This is a genomic window from Massilia sp. BAP21 (assembly GCF_057801335.1).
In genome coordinates, this window is sequence record NZ_CM173596.1 from 2,198,300 (window position 1) to 2,224,234 (window position 25,935).

Here is a 25,935-nt window from a genome sequence, read left to right on the forward strand (position 1 = left end):
CGTAAACGTAGTCTTGGGCTAGGGCTTTGCCTTGGTGTTGTTTAGCCATGTGTCGGACATGGTGGTATTGATCGCTGGTGGTTGGATACCTATGGCGATGAATTGAGGGGCGATAAATGAATCAGCAGCAGAATGCCGCGCAACATGCACATGTAGTGCGCGCTAAGGAGGGGTTTTTCACATCGCTTGACCTCGAGCGGCGAACACATGTCGATACCGCATGCGCTGCTTACCATTTGGGGCGGAAGCCGCAAACATTGCGGGTATGGGCATCTTCTGAAAATGGACCTCTTCGACCGGTTCGTGTGAATGGTCGCTTGGCTTGGCCGGTGGCGGAGATCCGTCGCGTTCTACGCGCTTGAGTCGCGATATAGCTGCACAAGATGGTGCTGCTTGCTGGCAGCGACTCTCGCCGCGAGGGGGGGTATGCAGCAATACCTCGGCCTAGGGGAACACGTCACATGATATTCTAGGAGCGCTTGCTTTACGGTCGCGTAGGCGATGACGAGGCACCTACGCTGCGATCAAAAGCGGTAATTTCCCGCGATGCCTTTAGTGTAATGACTGGAACCCCGCGTTTGCTCCGGCTTTATCACGTATAAGACCGAGCTCCCTTTCAAGGTGAACGCACAGGCAGCGGTGAGCGTGTTCGGAGGCGTCTCGGCCATCAGTGCGGGAGCTGTTGAGTGGTTGGGAAGATCTCTGGAAGGCAATGCTCAAGCCAAGCTCCGGCTAGTCATTAGCATCCATCCAACCTGCAGCAGAGTAGGGGGGGCGTTTCCGGCGTGAAATATAGCTTCATGCTGAAAGTGACGACCGGTCTTATGACTGCTGGAGCTTGTGAACATGCCCGATAAAGCGTTCCACATCCATTAAGGTTGCCTTTTGGTCTGCTGTATAGGTAGCGTGTATCGAAGCCGGAATCACAAGCTGCAGGCTGTGGGATTGCATTTCTTCCAGTTGCACGCCGCTAATAGCAGGTTCCAGCGTGACCAGATGTTTTGATTCGATGCGCTTCGCCTCGGACAGAACCTGGCGCCAGCGGTCTTTGCAGGTTGTCTTGGCCCCTAGCATCGTTAGCCTGAATTCTGAAAAGTTCCTGTCATGGTACGCCGCAAATGACGGGAATATGAAGTCCGGTTTTGAATTATTCTCGGTGACCATATTCTTCCCGCGCCCCTGCTGAAACTGCAGGCCGTGATGCCGGAACAGACAGTCCAGATGGCTTTCAAAGGCGTGACCTGCTCTGGATTTTCGGCGATTCTGGACACTCAATGAGAAGCTGATAAAGGCTTCCACGTCTTCACCAAAACCTTTGGCCAGACGCTCCCGTACGAGATGACGCTCATAAATCTTGAACAGACTCTCCTCACGTTCCATCCAAGCCATAAGTGTGGCGTCAGGCGCATCAAGGGGTGCTACATCGTCACCGATACTCTTCCTGGAAAATCCCGAAAAAGCGGATGTCGTTGGGAATTCCTTGCCACCAAAGGCGCCGATTAATCTGTCGAGCCACTTTTCTTCCTGCGAAATGCCTGTCCCGGTTTCCACGCCCAGGCTTTCCAGCATCGAGCGAAGCGGTAACAGTAAATCAACCGTATCCAGTGTGCCTGCCTTGAGAGTGTTCTCAATGTCGTTCAGACCGAATATTACCCTCAGCTGATGCTCCACACTGCTGCCGGCAGGGGCGAACACCATCAGGAACGATCCTGAGCGGAATTGCTCACCGCCCATTTCAGTCGTACTTGCAAGCAACGGAAGCTCGTTCCGGAGTTTTGCTATCAGCAGAAAATCGCCTGCCCCCATCAGCTCCGTAACCGGACTGTCGTAATAATAAAGCCTGTATTCCGGACCCCGGCTGTCGTCATCTCTCCGGGTATCGTACCAAGTGACATGTCCATCACAAATGACCGGTTCCTCAAGGTCATCGGTCACATAAATCTGGCGGACGCGGTAGTGGAAGTTTTCGCTACCCTGACCCAGATACCTTCCGAATCCAGCTCTGATGAGTCCGCCAATCTCATGCTGGTTTGACCTCTTGTCTTTCTTGGTATCTACGGAGCTTAAATATTTCGCCGCTACGCCTTCGATGTAGTCACTTATTTTGTCGTTGAACATAAATTCCGGTTAGATCAATATGTACCGATTTTTAGCCGTTACAGGCCAGAGTACATCGAAGCGAACATGAAAGTGCCCTGCATCGTAATTCTGCTCCGGCCGTGTTCACATAACACAGGCACGCCAGCCCGTTGCATGCAACCCGCCTAACTGTGACTGTTGGCCCGCTGTTGCTACCACTGCTGTTCTCCACGTGTGTGCGGCCTTGCGTGCCTAAAAGGACCTGCAGGCGTGTTACTTTCAGAAGCTTTTCCGAACGATACGACGATACTACGTTTCCTGTCTGAAATCCAATTCCACTTACTGTGGGATACACGAGCTAGTATCACGTTCACGGTGTGCTGCCGTGATGCGAGGGAGTATGCCGGGTAGGGACACGACACCCAATACCGTTTTGCGCTTGGTGTTCGCGGTTTTAACGCTGAAGGCTTTCGGTGCCGTCGCACAGTTTGATTCATTCGGCCAAGGGCCAACCAGCGCAGTCCGGTGCTTCGCTGTCCTGCCCGCGCCTGCCGCCCGGGATCCCAACAGTCCGTCACGGGTACCCTGAGGCTGCGAAGTCAGTTAGTTTTCAGGACTCGGCAGTCTGATACCCTGCCTTGCCAAGAAGACTCGTGACGCGAGTGTGGCTGGCGCATCGGACAGTACGCTGAGGCAGTTAAAGGATTCGAAAGGAATGCTTTTGAACGGAATGCTCGACGCGCCAGTAATGACCTATGGGCCCGACCTGCCAGAACCTTCCCGCAGAAGTGCAGCTGTCCGTGAAACATCGAGGATTGTCGCAATCAAGCCGGCCGGTGCACGCATCGTAGGTCGTTGAGGAGGTACATAGAGCCGACGATCGGCCCCAGAACGGCTTGACCAATGTCGTGTGCAGACACCGCACGCCGGTCCAGGCAAGTCTGTCGAGGACGCGCAGCTCACGATCCTTGATCCCGAAACTGAGTCTGGCACCTGCTATCGGATATTTGTGCCTGATCTCGAACAGTTAAACGACCCCGTCCGATATAAACATGCGCTATAGGTTCAGTACCGACCGGAAAGAAAGCTGGACGGCACAATTGATGAGTAGCTTACGAGCCTTACCCTAGACCCGAGGTCCCGGCCGTAATCCTCGGATAGAAATCCCCAGAAGACCTAGCGCTGCCGGGTCACATCGTTGACGGATACAGCCCCTTGAAACGGGGGTAAAACGCCCGCCCGACAGCTGGCGCATCAGGTCCTCAAGCGGCTGGTATTCCTCAGCGTGCTGTCCGTTCAGGACCCGTGCCGCAACGAACGTCCCGTTTCGAAAATCCAGCAGATGCGTGACAGCGGCAGTCCCGAGAGCCAGAAGATAACGGCTGAGGGCGGGGGCTCTGGTGCGGGACCAAACAACGCAACCCAGCGGTCACGTGTCGCCGCATGTCGACCGTAATGGTTTTGAGGTCCAGAGAGAGTATCTGCTGTCCGGCCGATGGACACTGGACGCAATCTGGCCGAAAAGGCACTCTACCCAGCCCTTCGACGATCTAGTGCTTGTCTGCCGCGAGAATCTTCGCTGCAAGATTATGGTCAGCTAGGTCCAGCTGTGCAAGCGGGCCCTATGGTGTATCCATCGTTGTTCCGGAAAATAGGCTGGTTCAGGCATAACGGTGCGCATACGACCGGACAGAAACTTTTTCAGGCTGTACCCGTAACTTCCGCCATGGTGCCGTCAGAAGGGCCAATTTGGCTGACGCAGGCCAGTCCGGTGCGTTGTAACGCATCTGGGTTGCCATGTCACGGCTGTCGGCGCCCGCGATCTGCTTCAGAGGTTACGCAGTCACGGATGCTACATCCGCTGCATCGGGGATGGCTGGAAGCCCGGACACTCGTATGCGCCCTCGCATCCCACTGTGAGATATGATGCTCATACACTTTTCCTGAAGCAATAAATGGTCGATATCGTAGACAGCGCCACCCGCAGCCGCATGATGTCCGGTATCCGTGGCCGCGACACAAAGCCGGAGATTCTGATTCGGAGTCTGCTTCACCGTAAAGGTTTCCGGTTTCGCGTCAACCGCCGGGACCTGCCCGGCAAGCCCGACATCGTGTTTTCCGGACGACGCGCGGTAATTCTCGTCCATGGCTGTTTCTGGCACGGACACGACTGCCCCCTGTTCAGGTTGCCTGGAACGCGCACCGACTTCTGGGCCGGCAAAATTGCCGGGAACCGCAGCAATGATGCCCGCGTAAAACAGGCCCTGCTGGACGCGGGATGGCGTGTGGGAACGGTCTGGGAATGCGCACTGCGCGGACGTCACCGAGACATTCCCGGCGCGGTCGACGCGCTCGCAGAATGGCTGCGCGGTGACGCCCGCTTGATCGAACTGCGCGGCCCCTTTAGTACTGCTCAACCAGCGCCGGCTGCAGTGTCCTGACCCTACCATCTCCGTGGTCTGCGTCATGCGATCCGAAGGAGTGGCCGCTGGCGGATGAACCGGCGATTGTGCGCCTAGCGTGCTTGGTGCCGGAATCCCTCGTCCTCTGCTGACCTGCAGATAAGGGCCAGCTTCCTGTGGTCTTTCGGCTGCGTCCTGAGGAATCCCTGTAACGTGCTCGCCTTCGAAACCAGTTCGAGCTCGGCTGGCGTAAGGTGGCTGACCTTCCGTGACCATGCATGCAACGCTGTCCAGTAGCCGGTGCTAGTGAGGTCCAGCATTTTTCGCTGGAGTTCGATGCTGTCATCGACCTGTCCCTGTTTTCTGCTGTCGGTCCTCTTCGCCGCGTGGTCGCTTTTCGGAATCGCAATACGGCGCAGGTCGGCCGTCCAGGGAATGTCGAGGGCCGCGATGCTTTGCCAGCACTCTTCCCGTTTGCACCATTCGCCCACGTTTTTGACCCCGGACGGAGGGAGCAGCAGCGACTGCTGTACGCTGGGCGCTAGCTGTTCCAGGCGCTCCGCCACGTCCAAGCCGGCGCCCTGGCTGTTCCAGATGCGGTCGAGGTCGACCTCTCCGCCGGCTTTGCGGATGTCATGGAAGAGCTTTGCAACCGTATAGGTCACGATGTTGATACGGTATCCGCCTTCGTACCATGAGCTGCGCGCGGCATCAACAATGTTCTCCATTCGTCGCCATACCAGCGCTATAGCCACCATGGACCGGAAATAGTCATCGCCATAGTCGGGACTGAGCTTTTCCCAGTTCTCCGCTTCGGTTACGTCGGCGCTTTTGCTGGAAAATCTCGACGCGAATTTCGAAAAATTCTTCTGTGCCCCCAAACTGACCCAGTGAGGTTTTCCTTCCAGCGTGTGCGCATACTTGGCGAGGTCCGTTTTGCTGACAAGCTGGTCTGGCGGATACTGGCTTTCGAACGCGGTTTTTGCCGACGGCGCGAGATACAGGCGCTCGTTCTGGTACTGACCGCGTGAGCGCTCGTAAAACCATTTGCTCTGGATTCGTTGGCCGGCCTTTGCCGGCGTGAGCAGACGGCGTGAAATTTCTTCCATTTTGCGGTGGAACGGGTGATTCGCAAAAAAGTCGGCCGCCGCAACCTTGTTCTGCGTGTTGGCATATTCCGCGATACTTGGGATCAGCTCCTGCGCCCGGGCTGGCAGAACCCGCGTCAGCTTCATCTGGACCGATACGCCTGCAAGGCTGAGCCTGTCCTTCTTGCGGGCGTTCAGGATGCTTGCGGTCGTTTGCCCTCCGTTGACGATCTGCAGGTCGGTCAGGCCCGTAATGACGAGCTGTCCACTTCTGGACTCGACCGTCACATCGGACGCCGTTGCAGCGATCCCGTTGTTGTACGCAAAAAAAAGACCTGGTGCATCTTGGATCGTGGTGCGGATACCCTTGTTAACCCCGCCTTTCATCCCGAGGAAAGAACGTACATTGCCTTCGAGAAGACGGCTGCCATACCGCTCGAACAGATCGGCCAGCTGGTCTCCCGGGACCACACAGAGATAGGAGCATAGATCGTCGGTACGTGCTGCCACGAGACAGGGAATCGGGGCGGCACCGGATTCGGCGAAATTAATGTGGACCGCCTCGCGTTCACGGCTCGATTCATACAGCGCTGCAAGACGCTTCAGGTCCCAAATATGACGCTCGACCGGGATGCCGGCAATGGTACCGTGCAGCTCCTCCCTGAACCGGCTGCTGAGGGTGAGGTTGGTAAATACGTGCAGCCGGATCCGGTTAATTTTATGAACATCGTTGTGTAGCTGCAGCGCCAGTTCATAGGCAGGGTTCGCTTCCGCAATGTATTGATGCAGGCTGTTCTCGACCGCTTCACGGACAAAATTCTCCATCCATCCAGACAGCTGGTCCGCCATAGCCGTGTTGAGCGTCGTGGGCGCCTGCAGCTCTTCCCACCTGCCAATGACAAGTCCGATGCTACCGTCCGACTCGTCAAATCGGGTAAATCCGTGCAGTTTGAGTCCCCGGTTTTTCGCCCCGGTGCCCTGATATTCGATCTGCTCGAATTCGCCGAAGACGGGGTCCTCTTCAAGCCGTTCGGCTACTTCGTTAACGAACGCAAGGGTATCCACCAGTTCCGTTGCGCGGCTGCGTCGGGCCACGAGCTGGCCCAGTTCGTTCAAAAAGTCTTCAGGCTGCATGAGAATTCGGCGGGTTCAGGAAAGAGGTAATTGAGGAGAACAGAATGCTGTAAGTGACGTCCGGGATTCCGGCTGGAAGCGTTGCGGGAACAAGGCGTGGAAACCCGTCGCCTACGGCATAGTGCCTGGTTTCCATCGGCGTAAATGCGGTATTGCGGTAATGATCGTGCTCGACGTAGCCGGCCTCGAGAAGCCTGTCGCGGTATGCGGTGGTGGCACCAGCAGAATCGGCAAGCAGCTGTTCAATCCGGGTTACCAGCAGCGGCAGCGTGAGCGCCCCCTTTTCGGAGGGCGACGCTTCGCGGAGCACGCAAACCCGGAGCGAAAGGGGGACCGGCGCATCAAGCTGTTTCGCGGACGAGATGCCGACAGCTTCCGCGTCTGGCGACACCGCCTTTACCTCGACAGCGTAGCCGGCAAACACGAAGTCCTGACTGGTGCCGCTTGGCCCGGTCCACGCGGCCAGGGGCTGCAGGGGATCGGCGGCATTCGCGCTTATGAACTCTTCCAGTGCAAGCATCTCCGCGATCAGTCCTTTGATCTGAAATTTCTGCAGCAGTCCGGACCCGCCATCGCGGAACAGCCGCTTCCACAGCAGCAGGCGGTCCCTGAACAGCGCGACGAGGGCCGTTTCGGTGGCGACCCCTGCTGCCGTATCCACAAGGTCTTGGCAGAGCCGGCCGAACACGGCCTCGAGTCCCGATCCTTCGAGCCGTAGTCCCATCACCCAGTCGCCGCCTGCGCGCTGGATCCGGACATAGCCGAGTGCGCCAGTATCGGCGTCAATTGCAAGCGGACGGCTGCTGACGCCGATGGCCAGCATGGCGGATCCGTTGCCGTCCACGCCGGCGTAGATATTGAACGGGTGCCGCGGGTCCACACGTACCAGCGTCCAGCTGCTCCCGGCGAGCTGCTCCCCGGCCATATCGCGCCGTATTTCGAGCCAGAGCTGTTCAATCCGTGTCATCCGCGTCTCCTTCCTCTTCACCGAAGAGGTCACGCAGTGCCACCCGGTTCAGCCGATAGACGACCTTCTCCCCGTCGCCCGAATCATCGAAATTCGGAAAACTGAGGCTGAGCGCAACCATTGGGGCCGTTCCGATTTCACTGGCAGGCATGATCCTTTCGGGGTGCTTGCCGGTTGGGTCCTTTGCTTGGATGAAGTGGATGGTGAGAAGCGGACGCGAACGGTATCTGCGATACCAGTTTCCCGACACGGTGGCGCCTCTTTGCTCCTTCTCGCTCTCGCGCTCCCAGTCAGCCTCGGCCTTTTTGATCTGCTCATCCGTCATCAGCATGCGTTCGTCACTGGTGTCGCCAACGCGCTGCTTGTTGAGCTTCAGGTAGGCAACCCCTTTTGCCGTTTTCTCGAACTGCCGCTCGCGGCTGCGGATGCTTCCGGACAGGCCATTCATGAGCGGCACGTTCAAATCGGGTACGGGATCCCCCAAGCCCTGCGGTATACAGACATCCCACTCCTTCAGCCTGTCGTAACCGTTGTTACGGATGAAACGGACGAGTGGTCGCGTACCGTCCTCCTGATCAGGAACGAACTGCATGTTCATGATGCTGACGTTGAGTTCCGCAAGCAGGGTGGCAATGCGGTTTTTGTCGATCCCGGTCCAGACATAGCGGTTGCCCGTCAGCGTGGCCGGCCCCTCCGCCCGCATGAAGGCTTCGATCCGCTGGATATTCTGGGCATTAAGCGCTATTGAGCGCGGAATAAACGCTGTCTCCGTTCCAAACGCGTTGAAGGAAACCGAATGGACGACGTTCTGGCCGCTCCTCATCTTGTTCTGGGCGGTAACGATCAGTGTGTCCGGGTGGGCTTTTACGCGGATGCCGAACTGCGATGGCGGCAGGCGGTTGGCGCTCATGCGCCGGAAATCCCTGCGCAGTTCTGCTACCGCACCGGCGATGTGTGCGTACCAGTCCTGGGCGTCGGCGTCCATCCAGATGCGGAACACGTCGTCATAGCCCTGGCGGTAGCCGAACCAGCGGCCCATCTGCAGCAGCGTGTCATAGGCTTTGGAATTGCGGTAAAAATAGCTGACACAGAGTCCTTCCAGCGTCAGGCCGCGGGACAGCGTCAGGCCGCCCACGGCGATGACACGGCGCCCCTTCGCGGTGTTCTGGTAGGTGGAATAGTCGAGCTTTTCCTCCGGCGCCGACTTCTGGTTGATGGTTACAACCTTTACCGATGCAATAGCCTCGTGCAGTTTTTTACGGACCTGTTCCCAGCTGACTTCGGTATCAGCGAACTCCTCTTCCCACACCGCCTGAAGGCGGGCGAGAGCAGGATGCTTACGCCACGATGCGCCGGCAAGGTACTGGTGGATCTCCTGCTGCAGCCCATACAGGAACCCACGGATTTTTTCGGACACGCGGCCCTGCACATCCGTGAAGCGGCTGACATTGACAAGCATCGAACGGTGACGCAGCTCTTCACCCCTGATGTCGCGGATCGCGCAGCTCAGCAGGAAAACCCGAATCGCATCCCTGAGGCTTTCTGGCAGGTCATTGACCGGATAGTCCTTTTTGTGGATGTAGGGGAAGCTGTTTTCAGCGTCGTCAATGTCGCGCAGCTGGCCATGGTGCTTCCCATCTTCAAGGAAAATGCTAGAAGCACCAATGTAATGTGATGGCGTGTTGAGGCTGTAGATGAAGTTCGACGGGAACAGGTCGGTTTCGTTGTCCGGATTGATGAACACGTTCGCAAAGGGCGTCGCAGTGTAGGCGACATATGACGAGCGCGAGAACTTTCCGATGATGTCGCGGATGAGACCGTTGATCGTCGCAGGTTCCTGGCCTTCTTTACGAACGTTGACGGACGCGTTGTCCGCCTCGTCGTCGATCACGAGCAGCGGGAGTTCATGTTTCTCGTAGCCTGTTAGCTCCAGCTGTGCCTGCAGCCAGCTTTTCAGGTTTTCCAGCGGTGACTTATTTTTCTTCATCACGAACAGCAGCGGTTCGTTGATGTTGGCGAGTGGGATCCCGCCCAGAATCCTCGCGTTATTGGTCAGAAAATCGAAGTTGACCGAGGTAAGAACATTTGCCGACCTGTTTCTGTAAATTCCCGCACCAATGGGCGTGGCAGTGCGGCTGTCTCCAAACACGTCGCGGCTGTCGCGGCCAACAAAGCCGAGATCAAGGCGTTCTTGGGTCTGGCGGCGCAGATCCTCGATCACGCCGGTTAGCAGTACGATAACCCGGTAGCCGGCATCCGCAGCCTTGGCGATCAGTCCGCTGTAGCTGGCCGTCTTACCGGACTGGACATCTCCCATGACGAGACCGCGCAGAGCCCAGGAACCCTTCCATGCGGGATTGCCGCATTCTGTCAGGATGTTGTCGGTGTCCTCGTCCAGAACACGCATGACCGTGGGGCTCCATCCCTGTTTGGCAAGCAGTCTGGTATAGCTGTCCCAGTAATGCCAAACCGTGCTTCCTTTGGCGTCCGACACCCATGGCGCAAAGCTGCTGTCACGCACAACCTCACCGACCGTCATGCGGATGCCGATGGTGGATTCGAGTTTTTTGCGTACACGCTGTAGGTCTTCGTGGCCAAGCGCTGCATCCAGCCCTGAAAGCATGACGAGCACCTGCTCGAGAAGGGTGTCCGTCAGCGGGCGGCCGTTAATGATGCTCATTGCCATGCCTACATGGTCCATCGAATAGCCGTTCATCAGCCAAGTTCCTTTTGAATCTGTTCGTGGTACTGCGGAAACTGTGCCACCGGGTCAAGCGATAGAACCGTTCCGAGCGGCAGTCGGGTTATCTGCATGATTCTTGCTGCAAGCGCGACGAGTTCCGTCTGCCGGTCGGGTGGTTCTGCTGGACGGCGGTCGCCGCACATGTCGGAGTAGATCGCTTCGAACGGAAGTGCCGTAGAGACGAGTTCGAGAAGCTGCTGCAGCGCCTTCTGTGCAGCAGTATCGAGCCCGTCGGACAACTGGCGGATGACCGGGTGGTCCGGATTAAGCTGATAGCGGAAGCTGCCTCTGGTAGGCTCAATCCGCTCCCACAGGGGAACGAAACCTGCCCGCTGCTTCTGTTTGCGGCCCGGATAGGTGATGGTGCTGTGGCTGGTGCGCGCAAAATGCGGGATCAGTTCGCGCAGGCGGTCACGGATAACGGCGGGCGGATAGGCTACCGATTTCTTAATGTCCAGCGACCAGAGGTGATCAAGTGAATTCGGAATGTCCACCTGAACCCGTGTAAGCTTGTAAAATTCCTCTTTCGGCACAAGGCGGAACCAGGTGCCCGAAATCACCAGCCGGCGGTTGCGGTAGACATAAAATCCCTGGCTGCTTCGCAGCCCGTCCCGGCCGCCCGCAGTCTCGGCTTCGTCCATGCTGAGATGGCTCATGTGCGGGAGTACGTAAGGCTGGACGGTAATTAGCTCTCCGCCAACGCGTATCGGCTGGCCTTCGAGCGGCTGGGTAAACCGGTTGTCCTTGAGGAATGGGTCGAGTGACTTGAGCCTAAGTCCGTTGACGGTAATGTCGACAGGGGGCAGGTTGCCTTCGCGACGCGTATAACGGTGAAACACCGACGAGAGATGGTGGTGGAGGTTTCCCATCCGGACCGTCATTTCATCGGCCGGACGGGATGAGCCTGACATCAGGCGGTCCAGCGACTGCCAGACCACAAGTGTCCCGCTCTCCAGCGCCATGAGGTCATCGTATAACGGTAGCTTTTCCCGGTCCCGAGCCGAGGGAACCACGACAACCCAGCGGTTTTCTGCCTGAACGACGTCCAGATCCCAGCAGCGGGCATGAATTTGGTCGCCCTGTTTGCTGATCACCGTCAGACAGCGGCACTGGGACAAAGATGCAGTTTTCAGTCCCAGTCCGAACCGGCCTAGGTCCTGCGCACTGCGCGTATCGGTCGGATTACGGCTGCCGTGGCGCATCGCGTTCGTCAGTTCCGCAGCGTCCATGCCATGGCCGTTGTCCAGCAGCGCGACAAAAGGTTCGCCCGTTGCGTCGTATTCGATATGCACCGCCGACGCCTTGGCCGAAATGCTGTTATCGATGAGATCTGCAAGCGCAGTTTCGGGTGTATAGCCGATGGCGCGCATTGATTCGATAAGGCTTACCGGATCGGGAAGCACCTCCAGAAATTCAGTCAAACCTGTTCCCGCTTGGTAAAAATAGTTGAAATGTCGTACCGGTAGCCTGCCGCACGTATTGCCCGGCGCCCGGCATTTCTGCTTGTATCGACTGCGGAGACGTGAGGTGAGCTATACAAGTTGTACCGGTTTAACACGGGCGGGTTCGCGAACGCTGCCCTGAGAAAATTGCCGGAGTTTTGTTTCTTTTAATAATAATTTGTTCCTTATTTCATATCAATAAATATCTTTATTCGTGGAAAAACTGCCTTGTGATCGTTGTTCGGAAGAGATACATGTCTGGCTGCGGAAAGTGCAGGCACGCACTTCGGTCACTTAGGACGGTCTGTTGATATGACATGCGACACATCTGGTTGCAGACGGTGCGCACATGGGCTGTCTTCATTCGCGGAATCGCAACGCGGGCTCCTGTCTTTGGGCGGCCAATACATCGGAAGAGGCAGTCGGCGACCAAGAGCGCTACAGGCTGGGATTGTGGTAGCGTCCGGACATATACGATCGCCATGCGGGGGGATGGCGGCCGCTCCGCAGCATGCTGATGCGTGCCGGCACCGGGTGGAGCGGCGCATAATGACGGCGGCGGGAATAATGGCCCAGCGGGTAGTGGTCCGAGTGCCTGTGACCTAGGCAAGGGCAGGCTGGCAGGACCAGTCCTGCAGAACGTCGCAAGTTTTTCAGCCCACAGTCTGGCGCTGCCTGACGCCATTACCTAGGGTGGCTTCCATGCACTTCTCGTACGGTCTGCTCGCATCGTTGGCCATGCCTGTGTCCTCTTGCTTCACCAGGAACCGGTAATTTTAATGGCGGAAGCTGTGTTAACATCCAGTATAATGTTGAGCTTTCCGTCCACCCATATGGGATGAGGCTGGCACCTGCCAGGAACTGAGTCTTCACATGTCCGAAATGAACACCACGTCACCCGAAAGCGACAACCTGCGCCTTCTCAAAAAGGCACTGGAGAGCTACGAGCCGAAGTCCATTGCAGAACACCTGAATCAGGTTTCTCCCGGTGTATGGACACGCGAGCTGCTGAAACGTTGTGCCGGGGGGAAGCAGGCACTCCAGTTTAGCGATGCGGAGTACAGGCAGCTGCAGCTGTTGCTGCCCGTAGCACCGCCTCCGGACAAAAAATACGACTTTGATTTCATCGACCTGTTTGCCGGCATCGGCGGAATTCGAAAGGGTTTTGAACAGGCAGGTGGACGCTGCGTGTTCACAAGCGAATGGAATCCCTTCGCCGTACGTACCTACAAGGCAAACCATTATTCGGACGAGAATGTTCACACGTTCAACCAGGATATCAGGGAAGTGACGCTCAGCACTAGGGAGGACGTCTCCGAAGAAGCGGCGTACCGCCATATCGATGCAACAGTGCCGGATCACGACGTGCTGCTTGCCGGGTTTCCTTGCCAGCCGTTCTCGATTGCAGGCGTGTCCAAGAAGAATTCCCTTGGCCGTAAACATGGGTTCGAATGTGATACCCAAGGAACGCTCTTCTTTGACGTGGCTAGGATCATTGCCGCAAAGCGGCCGGTAGCCTTCGTTCTCGAAAACGTCAAGAATCTCAAGAGTCATGACAAGGGCAAGACCTTCAGCGTCATCATGGCAGCCCTTAACGAGCTCGGATACTGGGTTGCCGACGCCGATGCCCACGGCTCGCCAGATCCGAAAATTATTGATGGCGCCCACTTCGTGCCTCAGCATCGTGAACGGATTGTGCTAGTCGGATTCCGCAGGGATCTCGCCGTGCACGATGGGTTTACCCTCAGAGATATCTCCCGCGAATATCCGGACACGAAACCGAAGCTTGGCGATATTCTCGACCGTGAAGTAGATCCACTGTATACCCTGACGCCGAAGCTGTGGGAGTACCTCTTTAACTACTCGCTCAAGCACAAGGAAAAGGGGAACGGCTTCGGTTACGGCCTCGTGCGGGAGAGCAGCACTACCCGGACGCTCTCGGCGCGCTACCACAAGGATGGCTCGGAGATTCTTGTAGACCGTGGATTTGACCCGGCATTAGGTCTTAACCACGAGGACAACATGAAAAACCGTCCGCGCCGTCTGACGCCCCGGGAGTGCGCACGCCTGATGGGTTACGACGCACCGGGACAGTCCGAATTCCGTATTCCGGTGTCCGATACCCAAGCGTACAGACAGTTTGGCAACTCGGTCGTTGTGCCTGTGTTTGCGGCAGTAGCCCGGCTGATGAGGGAACGCGTTGTCCAAGGGAAGAGGATAGTTCACGAGACGCAAGAGCGGCAGGGCAAGCAGGCTGCATAAAGGGGCGCAGACCGCTCTTCCGGGAGTATCTGAAAGAGCCGATCAGCCTGCCATCCGGGGACAGATTCAGCTAGGCGGCGACGCCAATGCCATGCTTAAGGGCGGACGCTTGGCGACCCGTCACCGGCTCTGAACGAACTCGACATTGGGAAGTGTCGTGTGAGTATGAGGGAGCCGCGATCCGGCGGCCGGAAAGGTACGTCTATTCGTGAAGGCAGTCAGGTCGGGCTTTGAGCTGCCGGTGGACCGGTGGCTAGCTTACTGCCAGCCAGCCGGATCCATCGTCAGTCCTGCACCTGTCCAGATCACTCATGTTTCCCACGCTTCCCCTTATAGCAATCATGCCGGACATGGGATTCTCCTCTAACCGCTAATCCGCAAATACATTGCAGCTACAGGTCGGGACTTGGGACGATAGCCCCCGGCGATCCTCACCCACTGGTCCATGTCTCTGGCATAAGGGCGGGCTGCGCGTCTCTGCAGTACGCCATCCAGTCCATCAACACGGCAGACCCAATCGACGAGAGCAATAAACCATTAAGCCAATATCACTTCAGCAGTGTCCTTCGCAAGCGGTCGAACATACATCGAGCAGGTTCAACTTCCAAAAGATGCCTTTTCACTCATGCATGATTACCCGATCATTGCAAAGCTTGCTGTAGTTGAATGTTATGATTCGAATCGAGGTATGCGCTCGTGCACGGTGCACGTAGCGGGTATGCTGCAGAGCATCGGCGGATCAATGGACAAGAACGAATGGATCAACCAGTTTCAGGATGGGTTGCGGCAGCAGAAGCCGGATAACTCGCTGAAGAACTATGTCCGCACCCGCGAAGGCCCGCTCAATGCAAAACTGAGTGCGTCAGTATCGCCATGCGTGTGGCTCTACGACTTGCCTTTTCAGATTTCGGTAAAGCTTGTGGGAGGCGGTCTTACGATCGTAATCGACGACAGCGTACGTTTCAGCGATGCCACCGAAGCGGACGTCACTCGCCTGCTCGACAGCGTCGGGATCGTCAAGTGTAGGTCGCGCGGATGTCATAACCCTGCGTTTGACCCGGCCTCGACAGTGAAGCATCGGGACGGAAAGTGCGAGCAATGCGCTCTCGCCATGTTTGACAAGGAACTTGCGAAGGCGCAGGCAGCCGAACAGAAGAAGCTGGCGCAGCTGGACAGAAAATACAAGGCACGTGGCTTCACGCACAGGGTCGACGCTTGGATTCATGCCGAAGGTGGTGACCAAGAAGTTTCTGTCTGGCTTTCCGATCCGGCTGATACTGTCATCCGCAGCGAACTGCTTCGTCTGGGTGCCCTTGATGTCCAGAGCTACACCCTGCATCAGCTGTAGCTGCCCCGGCTCCTGAAAGAGTGCTGCCAGCCATATCCCTGTGTTTTCCTGATAATCAAAGGGTAACTTCTAGATCGTCCCCTGAAACCAATGTATTCCGGCTAAGCGGGCAGCTGTCGCATTCTGGCAGACGTACCACCGCGACTACACCGGAAATGGCTTGACGTCAGATGCCCCGTAATTCCACAATTCCACCAGAGCAATAAAGACATGGAAGAGATTGCGCAGCTAAAAGAACAGAACACCGTGCTTCGGCTGGCCCTGCAGCAGGCCAGGAACACAGCCCTCGAGGAAGCGGCGCTGGTGTGCGACAGCGATCGGAGCTTGATCACGAAGAAACCGCATCTGCGATCCGGTCCCTGAAACATAGCACACCTGCTCGTACCCGCGCACCCGGATTGCCCGGTGACTGGCAGCCTGTCATGGACGAGGTTTGGCGGGCGACACGCAAGTTCCCGACTTGGCCGACCGACCCGCTCCACGCCGTCGCCATTTTGGGAGAAGAGTTCGGTGAACTGACAAAGGCCGTGCTGCAGAGCATCTATGAGCCGCACAAGGTGCAGGAAGGCGAACTACGAACCGAGGCGGTTCAGACGGCGGCGATGGCTTTGCGCTTCCTGGCCAGCCTAGACCACTACGGGTTTGCTCCAAGCGCACAGCATGAGCAGTCATCGTGGCTGAAATACCGGGCAGATGTATAAACCATTCCGTGCAACTCTGCGACGTCCTCCTGCTTCCACTGAACCATCTGATCGACGCAGAAAGCTTGAATCCGCAGGGGTGCCGGCCGTTGGTCGTGCCCATGGCAGGAAGGAATACCTGCGCGCTTCATGTCGGTCATTCTTAACGTATTCACCACGTCCGCTTTTGGCGTGGATTCAACTAGTGAACGCAACACTCTAAGCCTTATGAGCTTTATGGAGGAGTGTTTATATGGAAAGCGACCTCAAATTTACTAAACAGACAGTCAAAAGGCGCTAATGTGGGAGCGATGGCGCCAAGGCGATTCGCTGCAAAAGATCGCCCAGTTGTTCGACCGAAATCACTCGTCTGTTATCCGGATTCTCGCGGAAACAGGGGGGTATCCGTCCAGCCCAAAGATGCCGTTCTCGACTGGCGCTAACGCTCGCTGAGCGCGAAGAAATATCGCGTGTAATGGTGGCTGGCCAATCGATTCGCTCCATTGCCGCCGCTCTCGGACGCGCACCCTCTACAGTCAGTCGAGAGGTCAGACGAAATGGTGGCCTGGAGAGCTACCGGGCAACCCAAAGCTGATCAGCGTGCCTGGGATCGGGCGCGGCGTCCCAAGCCGTGTAAGCTCGTGTGAATCGAAAGCTGTCCGACATTGTCGCTGGCAAACTGCAGTTTCAATGGTCGCCGGAGCAGATCGCTGGCTAAAGCAGGCATACACGGGTAACGAGGATTTGCACGTGTCGCACGAAACGATCTACCGTAGCCTTTATATCTAGGCTCGAGGCGCTTTAAAAAAGGAATTGCTCGAGCACTTGCGGCGCAGCCGAAACATGCACCGCTCTCGCCATCACACACAAAAGACCGACGACCACGTTAGGATTAATGAGACAGTATCGATCAGCGAACGTCCTGCCACTGCTGAGGATTGAGCAGTACCGGGCCACTGGGAAGGTGACCTTCTCTTTGGCAGCCACAACAGCCAGATAATTGACTTCGTACATGGCCGAGCGCATTGCGTAGGCATTGGTGGAGATTCGCCCCGATTACGTGACGATTGGTGCACATTCCGCGTCAGGTGGTGCAACGCTAACGGCCTTGCTTTACAGGTTAATGCCGTGCGATCTACGTTCTACGGCATCAATGCCTGTCGGACGGCATCTTGCGCCATGCGCCCCCAGCGTTCCCGCGGGTGGTGCTTTTCGCCTAGCCATTGCCCCAGTAGTGGTCCTTGCGATTTGAAGTGTTCTACGTGGACGACGATTAGTTTACCGTTGGTATAGGCGACCTCGTTCAGCGGCTGCCAAGTCCCGCCAAGGCTCCGGCGGAACAGTGCCAGACATTCGCTCACGTAATTCAGCCTGTTGCCCATGCCGAACATCACCACCAGTTTGGTGTGTGCGCTCGCGTTGCGCAGGAAGCGGTCGATGCAATTGTGTGCGATCTGCCGACCGAATGGCGTGGTGACGAACTTATTGAGGACGCCCCCGCCTGTCCCTGTCCAGCCGCCGGCCTTGCGCTGCTCGACTGTGCATCGAACCAAGGAGCCGAAATGGAAGCGTCCGTTTTGGTCGGCAATCAGGCTCGAGACCGCACTCGCCAAATCGTCGTCGCCGACGCCGGGTAGCAGCCCCACGTGACGCAGGATCCTGCCAAGCTGTTTGCGGCCACCGCGGTACGCGACCTCGTCATGTGAAGCTATGGCAAGCGCACCGGCTTGGGTCGGCCCCTTGGAAAAGCCCAGCACGATGATTTCCGGGTCGGTGCTGCCCCAGGCGAGAGGATTGGAGGTAATGCGCCAGCTGTCCTCGACGCGCTGAGTACGGTCGAATTCGATATTGACGCAGCCGGCGAAACAAGCGTTGCAGGTAACCCTGCCATGGGCAGGCAATGCGTTTATGGATGTCATAGGTGATCTCGGCCTTTTGAAATGACGGAACCGTCAGCTGTTGTAGTTCGTATGGGCCACCCGCCGCCCGAGGTGCATGACGGTCGCCACCGCCTCCTGAGGCGTTTTGACGAGCGCCACCGCTTCGAGCCGGTCGATCGCCTCGCGCAATTGCTGCAAGCGCTTTCGTGGGATATAGCTGAGCGTACAGCCGCCACTTTGGTAATGGTCCTCGCCAAAGGTGCTGATCAGTTGGATCTGCAAGCTACTGATGCCCCTTTGTTGGCTACGCTTGCGGGCGTGGTGCGTCAAGGGGAGGGCGTTCATGGCGCCATCGCACTGCTGGGTGCGCCCACGATCGCATCGAGCTCAGCCCGGAAAAATACACGCATCACGCATGCCAAAAACTCCTGACGGGGCAACTGATAAAAATCGGCCAGCGGGAACACGGCGTCGAGCGGCAACGAGAACACGCCCGCCTCCAGCTGGGTCAGGGTTGCCACCGTCACCGCCGGGTGCAATGGCACCAGCTTCGAATCCTTCGTATTCATACGAACCTGCTTGCGCTGACGCGTCAATAGGGCAGCGAACTGTGCTGGCGTATCGACACCACCCATCTCCAGCGCCCACGTGTTGCCGTCAACCTCCGTCGGCTTGAAACCGCGGCGCCCGGCCAGCCAGCGCCGTGCCGATGCGTTGTCGATGAACTGCAATCCGCCTTCCTTCGTCGCCAGCATTTCGCCGTTGCTCACCGCGTTGCGCACGGTACGCACGTCGACATGCGCCAGCAATGCGACGCGACCGAGCTCGATCGCCTCTCCCTCATCGAGCCCAGAGCGAGCGTCGGCCATCGCCACGATACGTTGCCAACGTTCTTCTGGACGATGGTTTTCCGTCGTGACCAGCGCCAGCACGCCGGCGCCGTCGATCACGATGTCTCGAGGCTCCCGGCCGCCCAGACGGCCAAGCAGCGCGTAATCGTGCAGTCGACACAGGGTGGCCCAAGCAGGCGAAGCCAACAACGCCTGCTGCTGTTCGGTGGTAGCACTTGGGCCGAGTACTTGTTCGTACACTCCCTGGATGCCAAAAAGGCTTTCCAGCGCAGATATTGCCTCCTGCGTTGAGTAGAAGAAATCCTTGAAGAGATCGTCGCGGTCGTAGTTCGTAGCCATTTGTGATTTTTTCCTGTAAAAGTTCATATTACGTACTCAGTGTCGCGCACATTGATGGTGATGTCAACCGTTTATGTCCTTTACCAGTAAAAAATCATAATTAGGTCGTAATGAACTGACTACCTTGTCCGTCTGGTTGAAGATGTCGAAGGATGCTACTGATACGAAAGTGCCCTGTGTCACGACCCCGTTTCGTGAGCGATCCTATGTGTTGGGAAGGATGTCCACCGGGGAATTGCGAGCTCGTCCAGCAAATTTTCCCTGGTGGAACGTGCCGCCCATCGTGCTTAAAGTGGACCCAACTCAACCGTAATAGCGCGGCTCCAACAGGCGCGCTTCCCTATAGGAGTCCAAACGATGAACAGCCTCTTTGCCAATTTCTTCTCTGATGTGTCGACAGTGTGCGGACATGAAGCGACACTGCATGCTAACTTCATGCACCAGTTACTCATCGACGGAGTACCAAACGTTTGTATCGAGCGCGAGCACCGGATCGACGGTAAGCGCATTGACCTGGTCCTGTCGGCAACGCGATGCGCCGACACATGGACCACAAGCGAACACGTCACCGCGGCGTTCGAATTCAAGGGTGGCGCCTACAATGCGCGCAACGCCTTGTGTGACGAGATCGATGCGGACGGCTATTGCAGCGACCTCGACAAACTGGCGCCGCTGGCCCGCCGCGGGATCGAGTGCTGGTTCGTCTGTACCGACATGGCCGAACTCGGCATTGCCCTCTCTAGCGCAGCGCAGCGCCGCATAGCCGCCCAGTGCACGCGGCGCGGTATTCACTTCGCCTACCATGCCCAGGGACAGAGCTGGTGCACCGTCGCGCGCGCGGGCGCGGGCGCTGGCCAAGTTCAAGTTCCACTGGTCCCCGCTCCTTCCCTAAGTCGCAAAGACGGGCGCTGGCAAGACTCTCTGCCGCGCTTGGCACTCCAGCTACACCAGGCAAGCTTCACAGAGGACACGGCAGCTGGCATGCTCTATCACGCGCTGCAGCAGTCGGGCTTGGGCACAAACCAAATCTCGCTCGAGACCTACTTCCGCTGCGCGAAGGGCACCAGCCGCATGCAAAAGCGTCCGGACATCTGCCTCTTCGGAGAACGGGTCGCAGGGCGGTTCAACCTGTATCGGGGAGGAGACCGCAAGCGATCCAACGACGGCATCAAAATCGGCAACCTGCAAGCGCTTATCGAGATCAAGGGCAGCAGTGGCGCCAGCCGCGCTAGCGAACAGACATTCGCAACCGGGATTGCTGCCGACATTGACAAACTGGCCGAGTGGCGCGCGCGTTTTCACGCTAGCGGCTATCTGCCAAGGGGCAGCGCGGCCATTCACCCCGACTACGTTATGATTGCTCTTGATAACAGGAAAGTACCGCTGGCGGCGGCAAGGTTGGACGCGCTGCGTGACCAGGCGAACCAACATGCAGTCGATTTCCACTACCTGAGGGTTGCCCCATGATGAAGAAGCCGGAAACGCTCGCAGCGCTCGAGGAACTCGGACGCGTACGCCTCTCTCGCTCGTTCTACTTACGCGATTTCCTGTACAGCGAGATCGCGGCCATGCACGGCTTGCGTAATGTGCCCGACGACCCTGAGCTGGCCATTCGCGTCGGCAAATCACTGTGCGAAGAGCTGCTCGAGCCGCTGCAAGAGCGCTTTGGCAGGATTGCCATTCGGTCCGCCTACCGTTCCTGCGCCATCAACGAATTTGGCAACAGTAAAGGTCTTAATTGCGCATCGACCGCGAGCAATTATGGTCGCCATATCTGGGACATGCCCGACGCGAACGGTCGACACGGCGCCATGGCCTGCGTCGTGCTGCCCTGGTTTGCCGACCGCTACGCGGCGGGCACCGACTGGCGCACCATGGCCTGGTGGATCCACGACCATTTGCCGTATTCTTCCCTGTGCTTTTTCCCGAAGCTCGCTGCTTTCAACATCGGCTGGCATGAGGCGCCGGAACGCCGCATCGATAGCTATATCGCACCGCGCGGCTGCCTGACGCGTCCGGGCATGTCCAACCACGAGGGGCGTCATGATGCCCTGTATGCGGACCTGCTTACCCTACGGGAGCCGGCGTGACCGAGTTCCTCGACAGGCTCGCCGATCCCGTCGCGTTCTGGACGAAGAGCTGGAACGACCACCTTGCGCGCCATCCAGGCATCAAAGGCGAAACGAGTCTGGCGCTACTCCAGGAGTATGCTAGGACGAGGCTCAACCCGGTCGACCGCGAGCGGATCGCGCTGGGCCTGCATGCCGAGACTGCCCGCCTGTTGCGTGCAGGAGCGCGGCCGGGATTCAGCAACGCCGAATGGATGCGCGCTGCCGGACTGGACGACGAACCTGCCAATGCGAGCAAGCGCATCACAGAATATCTGCTCCCACCCTACGGGCAGACCGGTCCCGGCAAGTGGGATCCAGACGGCTGGGAGTTACGCGTTAAACGGCTCAGCGCCGACGCGCGCAAGTTCGCCCTCCTCATCGATGCCTTGCGCCAGTTCACCGACGAGGACCACGGCCAGATCTGCACCCGCATCTTCACCGGCACCTCGTTTGCGACGACCCCAGCCGAAATCGAACGCCACGCGCGCTTAGCCGCTACCCTCGACGCACTAGTCATACAGACCGACAAGCTGGTCGAGCGCGTACTGGTGGGCACGAACCTGCAGCAGCTCTTTGCGCGGACGGCCGAGGCCAAGGCGACGATGCTACGCACGGGCTGCGCGTCGGCCTGGTGGCCGTATTTCGATCGTCACGAAGGCGTTGCCGCGGATGCATCATTGCCCGACCCATACTGGGACGTTCACTACGACGGCCCTGCCACGACCCTAGACCCGTCCGATCCCGGCTATCGCTATCTGTTTCAGCCACCGTTCGCCTGGCTCGACGCATTGATGCACCTGCCGCGCGCCTACCTCGGCTGCGCCACTTGGGTGCCTGCATGGATTCCCGAGCCTAAGGCGGCGCCTGAGGAGGTAGGGCAGCTAATGGCTGAGCTGTACCAGTATCAGTCGACGATCATCGAGGAACACCATCTGCTAGGGCGCGAAACGCAAATCGGTGTGCGATCGCCGCCGCAGGGGAACGGAGCCCGCGCCACGCAACTCGATGATCCAGCGGATCGCCGCTTTCCGAGTGAGGAAGGACACTGCTGGCTCGTGATCTATCCTGCTCGGGACCATAAAGGCTTGTGCCCGTTGCTCTACTGGAGCTTGGACGACGGTCATGTATTCGTCTGCAGCCTTGACCGCGACAGCATGCATGCGGCGTCGCAACTGCACATGCCGAGCGAGCAGGGGGTTCTGACCGTGGTCGAACGCATAGAACAGTTGATCCAGGACCCGCGCCGTCCGCTGGCGCAGGATTGGGCGCGCACGGCGTTCGACCTGCAGGACAATCCGATTCTTGCGAACGCACGGTTACATCGGTGACGCGGTTGGGTACTTAGCAGGACCGTTCGGAACAGACCTTCACAGGTAGAACCCAGCGGTCGGCGGGATAAACGGTACCTCCGTATTGGAGGCAGGTAGGGGGCAGTGCACTGAACGCCACAAAGTCTGAGAGCTGTGGATTTCTCATGGACAATCACTATGGATGTGATTAGGATTGCAACACTAGCTTTTCCTCATCATTAGGATGCCATGGTTTCACCTCAGCTCGTCGCACCCCAAGAGGATCCAGAAAGTAAGGACGGTCGCTCCCGCGGCCGTGCTCTGCTCAGGGCCCTTGGTATGGGTGTCTTGCTCCTAGGATGGACGACCTACACCGTGCTAACAGACGATTCATTTCGTAACCGGGCTGTTCGGCAAATCCCATCAGGACTTCGTCCTGCATCTAGCCTAGTCGAGAGCAAAGAAGATCCTAGAATTGCCGAAGCGGCGACACGCGAAGCGGCACTAACAGCGAGAATCAATGCGCTGCAACGTAGCGTCGCTGTGATGACAATTGATGCGGTAGCGCTACGCAACGCGAACGCAAACCTGATCGCGCGAGAACGAGCGACGAGCGCCAAGCTTGTCATCGCTGAGAAGCACCGATTGGCTGGCGTTGCGGCGGCCCAGCAATTGGGAGGCAGATTGAAAGCACGCGTCGCGAACAGTGTCGCGCGTCAGCTGGCAACGCTGCCTGGAAAGGTATTGCCAGCCGTTGGCGCCACGGTCGTCGTCGGCAGTACCATCCTCGAGTTGCGCGATCTGTGTGACAGCATGCAGGATATGGCCGCAATGAACGTAGCGGTCGGCTTACCGGCAATCGACAATCGCGAGGTCTGCGGTGTGCAAATCGGCTCGGTACAAACGATTGTGGCAAAGGCAAAGCGAAATATGACATCGACTGTCGCCTCAGCAATGCACGCCGCCGGTCTTGCGCCATCCACCGGCCCTTTACCAGCGCGTTTCCCGCCGGGCATGCCTACGCCATTAGCGCCCAACGATTCCGCTCGTGTATCGAGGTAGGGAGTCGCGCGGCCGGACAAGACCACTGAGACCACTGATGCTGATCTCCCTGATCCGATAGCGGACGGTTGGTACGGCTCAGTATATGCAGCTGTTGCTTTCAGGGAAACTTTGGGGGGCTGTACGCACTCTTATTCCGAGCAAACTGCGGTCACCGGGTAGCAGCCAGAATGGCCTTGATCGCAATGTTCGTAGGCACCTCGAAAAACTCTCTGTTTGCCGCAACGCGGTAAGCCGCAAGGCATTCATGAATGCGCCGCTCCGCTTGTGGACTATCAGCTACGAACTGGTCGAATACCAGTTCGAACGGCGTCGGCACTCCAGTGGGCCGGGAAAGCTCCGCGATTCGGTCACCGGAGGCACGGGTAGTGTGGCCAATCTTCACTAAGCCAGGCATTGAGCGGTTCGTTAGCAAGTAGATGAATCCTGATCTTCCTGTTTCGATCCCAATACTGACGACATGGTCGATCAGCGCAATAAGTTGGTTGACGCCCGTATCGTCGAACGGTCGGAATGAAAAGTGGAGCTCATAGGCAGTGATATGGCCGGGATCGTCGCCTCGCTTCAGTTTCGCAGATGCTGCGCTGACCAGGTCCACGGCCTTCAACCCGAGCTGCTCGAAGTGAACAAGCAGTCTCCGGCTTTCTTGTTTCAGATAACTGAGCATTTCAGCATACACAGCCTCGAACGCATCTTTCGATAGCGAAGGAAAGTCATCCGAGAATGACCATGTGCATTTGTTAATATGGCACGACAGAACGCGCGCGTCCCTATAAACGGCCGAAAGATCGCTTGCCACTGCGATGATCGCGTCAACGTCCCCAGGGGCTCCTTTTGGCCCTACGGCGGCACGTAGGGGCTCAATGTAACGCTTATTGAATTCGGCAAGACATCTGGATAGCGCGAGCGCCTGCTCTTTGGTCCATGCGCTAAAGGCCGTCAGGCTGTCGATTTCTGCAAGGTTAAAGTAGAACTCTGTCGTTGAGCACGTCTTCCCGTCTTCCTGTTCATTCACCTGCGCGATCAAATCCGCGAATACTTGCGAGAACAACCAAGGCTCCCATATACGCGGCTTGTCCTTGATAATCTCTACCGCGCGGCGACTTAATATTTTGTTCAATTTTTCCTCAGGATGTAGCACTTACCATTTGGATGATGTCCCTAAAGCCAGCGGCGCGGCGGGCGGCCCGGTGCGGTCGCTCTGCCATGCTGAGCCTGCCGAATATCGGCTAGAATCAGGCGTTGGCGCTGCTTGTCAATGCGTCCGAGTAAACCTTCTCGCAGCCGGCACACCAGCGCATGCCCGTCCGGCCTTCGATGCGGCTACGCAGCGCCCGCGGCTTCTCCATGGCACGCTGAAAGTCCCGTTCGGCGGACGCGAGTTCCGCCCGGGCCTCATCGACACTCAGCGGGGATGGGGTCAGAAAGGCAGCCAGCCGCTGGAACATGCTGCTCGGGGCCGGCTTGGCCGCAGCTTCTCGTTCCGCTTCCTCGGCATCGCGCAAGCGCTGCCGAGCACGGTCCCGGGCGGATCTCGCGTTCTGCTCGAGGTGCGTCGCCACGGCTGCAGGATCCTTCCAGAAATACGACTGGCAGTGCGGGCAGTGGCGCTCCTGGCCTGCGAAGCGAAACAGCATCGGTGCAGGTTGCTGGATTTGGGTGCGGGCGTCGACAAAGGTTGCAGCGCAACGCAGGCAGGTCCGAGTGGCCTTCCATAGTGCGAGGTCGGCGTCGAACTGCTGAAGCGCCAGAAGATTCCCCGCGTTGCGGTTGAAGCCCCCCGCCTTCGCATCCGGACCTCCGCGGAGAACGCTTGGAAGCATTTCCTTGGGCTGCTGCCAGGCGGCATCAATCTCGGCGAGTCGCGCTTCCGCTTCCGCAATCGCGTTCGCACATTCCCTGCGATAGCGCTCCTTCTGGTCGTAGTCGGAAGGAAGCGACGGCCGCGCGTGCGCCACTGCCGCTTCGCTCGTTTCGGACCCTTCGGTCTTGCGGCGATGCCCGAGGTGGTGGCCGGTCGTGGTTGAACTGGCGCGGGTACGATCGCTTAGAGCCAGCGCTTCGAGCGTTTTCCAGTTGCCGCTCTTGCAGAGCGGGCAGTCGCCGTTCGACGAGGTAAGTGTTTGCGTCATCTAGCTGTCAGGTCTGGAAAGGAAGTCATCCAGCATTGTGCAGCCACAAGTATATGATTGGCAACATCGCCGCGAATCTGCGTCCTAGTCTTTTGCAATACCGGAGCAACTCCAGCAACCCCGCCG

The 25,935-nt window shown here is 57.9% G+C and carries 19 protein-coding genes and 1 pseudogene; 10 read left to right on the plus strand and 10 right to left on the minus strand.

Features of this window, described 5'->3' with window-relative positions; all coding sequences use genetic code 11:
• Nucleotides 1–822 precede the first annotated feature (822 nt).
• The gene (locus tag ACWYRN_RS09685) at nt 823–2,118 is read right to left on the minus strand and encodes a type II restriction endonuclease (RefSeq protein ID WP_488692192.1); all 1,296 of its coding nucleotides are present in this window, start codon (nt 2,116–2,118) and stop codon (nt 823–825) included.
• 1,916 nt (nt 2,119–4,034) lie between these two features.
• Here ACWYRN_RS09685 and ACWYRN_RS09690 point away from each other — a divergent pair.
• Nucleotides 4,035–4,520 (plus strand): very short patch repair endonuclease, encoded by a 486-nt coding sequence (locus tag ACWYRN_RS09690; protein WP_488692193.1) that lies wholly within the window; start codon nt 4,035–4,037, stop codon nt 4,518–4,520.
• A gap of 74 nt (nt 4,521–4,594) precedes the next feature.
• Here ACWYRN_RS09690 and ACWYRN_RS09695 read toward each other — a convergent pair whose 3' ends face one another.
• The 4 genes from ACWYRN_RS09695 to ACWYRN_RS09710 are packed head-to-tail and all read right to left on the minus strand — an operon-like array spanning nt 4,595 to nt 11,834.
• Nucleotides 4,595–6,703, minus strand: a complete 2,109-nt coding sequence (locus ACWYRN_RS09695) for an AIPR family protein (RefSeq protein ID WP_488692194.1) — start codon at nt 6,701–6,703, stop codon at nt 4,595–4,597.
• Nucleotides 6,693–7,670 carry a PD-(D/E)XK motif protein gene (locus ACWYRN_RS09700; protein ID WP_488692195.1) on the minus strand — a complete coding sequence of 326 codons (978 nt, stop codon included), beginning with the start codon at nt 7,668–7,670 and terminating at the stop codon, nt 6,693–6,695. The genes ACWYRN_RS09695 and ACWYRN_RS09700 overlap by 11 nt, the downstream gene beginning before the upstream one ends.
• The gene (locus ACWYRN_RS09705; RefSeq protein WP_488692196.1) at nt 7,657–10,386 is read right to left on the minus strand and encodes a Z1 domain-containing protein; all 2,730 of its coding nucleotides are present in this window, start codon (nt 10,384–10,386) and stop codon (nt 7,657–7,659) included. Before ACWYRN_RS09705 ends, ACWYRN_RS09700 begins: the two co-directional genes overlap by 14 nt.
• On the minus strand, nt 10,386–11,834 hold the full coding sequence (locus ACWYRN_RS09710; RefSeq protein WP_488692197.1) for an ATP-binding protein: 1,449 nt from the start codon (nt 11,832–11,834) through the stop codon (nt 10,386–10,388). Before ACWYRN_RS09710 ends, ACWYRN_RS09705 begins: the two co-directional genes overlap by 1 nt.
• Nucleotides 11,835–12,737: 903 nt before the next feature.
• Here ACWYRN_RS09710 and dcm point away from each other — a divergent pair.
• The 5 genes and pseudogenes from dcm to ACWYRN_RS09735 form a co-directional block, all read left to right on the plus strand.
• Nucleotides 12,738–14,117, plus strand: coding sequence for a DNA (cytosine-5-)-methyltransferase (gene dcm, locus ACWYRN_RS09715; protein ID WP_488692798.1), 1,380 nt, complete (start codon nt 12,738–12,740; stop codon nt 14,115–14,117).
• A 718-nt stretch (nt 14,118–14,835) separates the two neighbouring features.
• Complete coding sequence (locus ACWYRN_RS09720) at nt 14,836–15,465, plus strand: hypothetical protein (protein ID WP_488692198.1); 630 nt, start codon at nt 14,836–14,838, stop codon at nt 15,463–15,465.
• A 210-nt stretch (nt 15,466–15,675) separates the two neighbouring features.
• Nucleotides 15,676–15,828: a hypothetical protein gene (locus ACWYRN_RS09725; protein ID WP_488692199.1), complete on the plus strand. Its 153-nt coding sequence runs from the start codon at nt 15,676–15,678 to the stop codon at nt 15,826–15,828.
• 59 nt (nt 15,829–15,887) lie between these two features.
• Nucleotides 15,888–16,166 carry a nucleoside triphosphate pyrophosphohydrolase family protein gene (locus ACWYRN_RS09730; protein WP_488692200.1) on the plus strand — a complete coding sequence of 93 codons (279 nt, stop codon included), beginning with the start codon at nt 15,888–15,890 and terminating at the stop codon, nt 16,164–16,166.
• Between the two features lie 279 nt (nt 16,167–16,445).
• Nucleotides 16,446–17,156, plus strand: a pseudogene (locus ACWYRN_RS09735) (IS30 family transposase); the annotation flags it as partial.
• Between the two features lie 131 nt (nt 17,157–17,287).
• On the opposite strand, the gene ACWYRN_RS09740 reads toward ACWYRN_RS09735, so the two are convergent.
• The 3 genes from ACWYRN_RS09740 to ACWYRN_RS09750 are packed head-to-tail and all read right to left on the minus strand — an operon-like array spanning nt 17,288 to nt 19,242.
• Nucleotides 17,288–18,064 (minus strand): hypothetical protein, encoded by a 777-nt coding sequence (locus ACWYRN_RS09740; protein ID WP_488692201.1) that lies wholly within the window; start codon nt 18,062–18,064, stop codon nt 17,288–17,290.
• A gap of 33 nt (nt 18,065–18,097) precedes the next feature.
• Complete coding sequence (locus ACWYRN_RS09745; protein ID WP_488692202.1) at nt 18,098–18,370, minus strand: hypothetical protein; 273 nt, start codon at nt 18,368–18,370, stop codon at nt 18,098–18,100.
• Nucleotides 18,367–19,242: a hypothetical protein gene (locus tag ACWYRN_RS09750; protein WP_488692203.1), complete on the minus strand. Its 876-nt coding sequence runs from the start codon at nt 19,240–19,242 to the stop codon at nt 18,367–18,369. The genes ACWYRN_RS09745 and ACWYRN_RS09750 overlap by 4 nt, the downstream gene beginning before the upstream one ends.
• A gap of 330 nt (nt 19,243–19,572) precedes the next feature.
• On the opposite strand from ACWYRN_RS09750, the gene ACWYRN_RS09755 reads away from it, so the two are divergent.
• From ACWYRN_RS09755 to ACWYRN_RS09770, 4 genes are all read left to right on the plus strand, one after another.
• Nucleotides 19,573–20,682 (plus strand): hypothetical protein, encoded by a 1,110-nt coding sequence (locus tag ACWYRN_RS09755; RefSeq protein ID WP_488692204.1) that lies wholly within the window; start codon nt 19,573–19,575, stop codon nt 20,680–20,682.
• Complete coding sequence (locus ACWYRN_RS09760; protein WP_488692205.1) at nt 20,679–21,305, plus strand: hypothetical protein; 627 nt, start codon at nt 20,679–20,681, stop codon at nt 21,303–21,305. The genes ACWYRN_RS09755 and ACWYRN_RS09760 overlap by 4 nt, the downstream gene beginning before the upstream one ends.
• Nucleotides 21,302–22,654: a hypothetical protein gene (locus ACWYRN_RS09765; protein ID WP_488692206.1), complete on the plus strand. Its 1,353-nt coding sequence runs from the start codon at nt 21,302–21,304 to the stop codon at nt 22,652–22,654. Before ACWYRN_RS09760 ends, ACWYRN_RS09765 begins: the two co-directional genes overlap by 4 nt.
• Nucleotides 22,655–22,954: 300 nt before the next feature.
• Nucleotides 22,955–23,677 carry a hypothetical protein gene (locus tag ACWYRN_RS09770; protein ID WP_488692207.1) on the plus strand — a complete coding sequence of 241 codons (723 nt, stop codon included), beginning with the start codon at nt 22,955–22,957 and terminating at the stop codon, nt 23,675–23,677.
• A gap of 151 nt (nt 23,678–23,828) precedes the next feature.
• Here the strand turns inward: ACWYRN_RS09770 and ACWYRN_RS09775 are convergent, their stop codons facing one another.
• Nucleotides 23,829–24,797, minus strand: coding sequence for a GIY-YIG nuclease family protein (locus ACWYRN_RS09775; RefSeq protein ID WP_488692208.1), 969 nt, complete (start codon nt 24,795–24,797; stop codon nt 23,829–23,831).
• Between the two features lie 115 nt (nt 24,798–24,912).
• Complete coding sequence (locus ACWYRN_RS09780; protein ID WP_488692209.1) at nt 24,913–25,809, minus strand: hypothetical protein; 897 nt, start codon at nt 25,807–25,809, stop codon at nt 24,913–24,915.
• Nucleotides 25,810–25,935 lie beyond the last annotated feature (126 nt).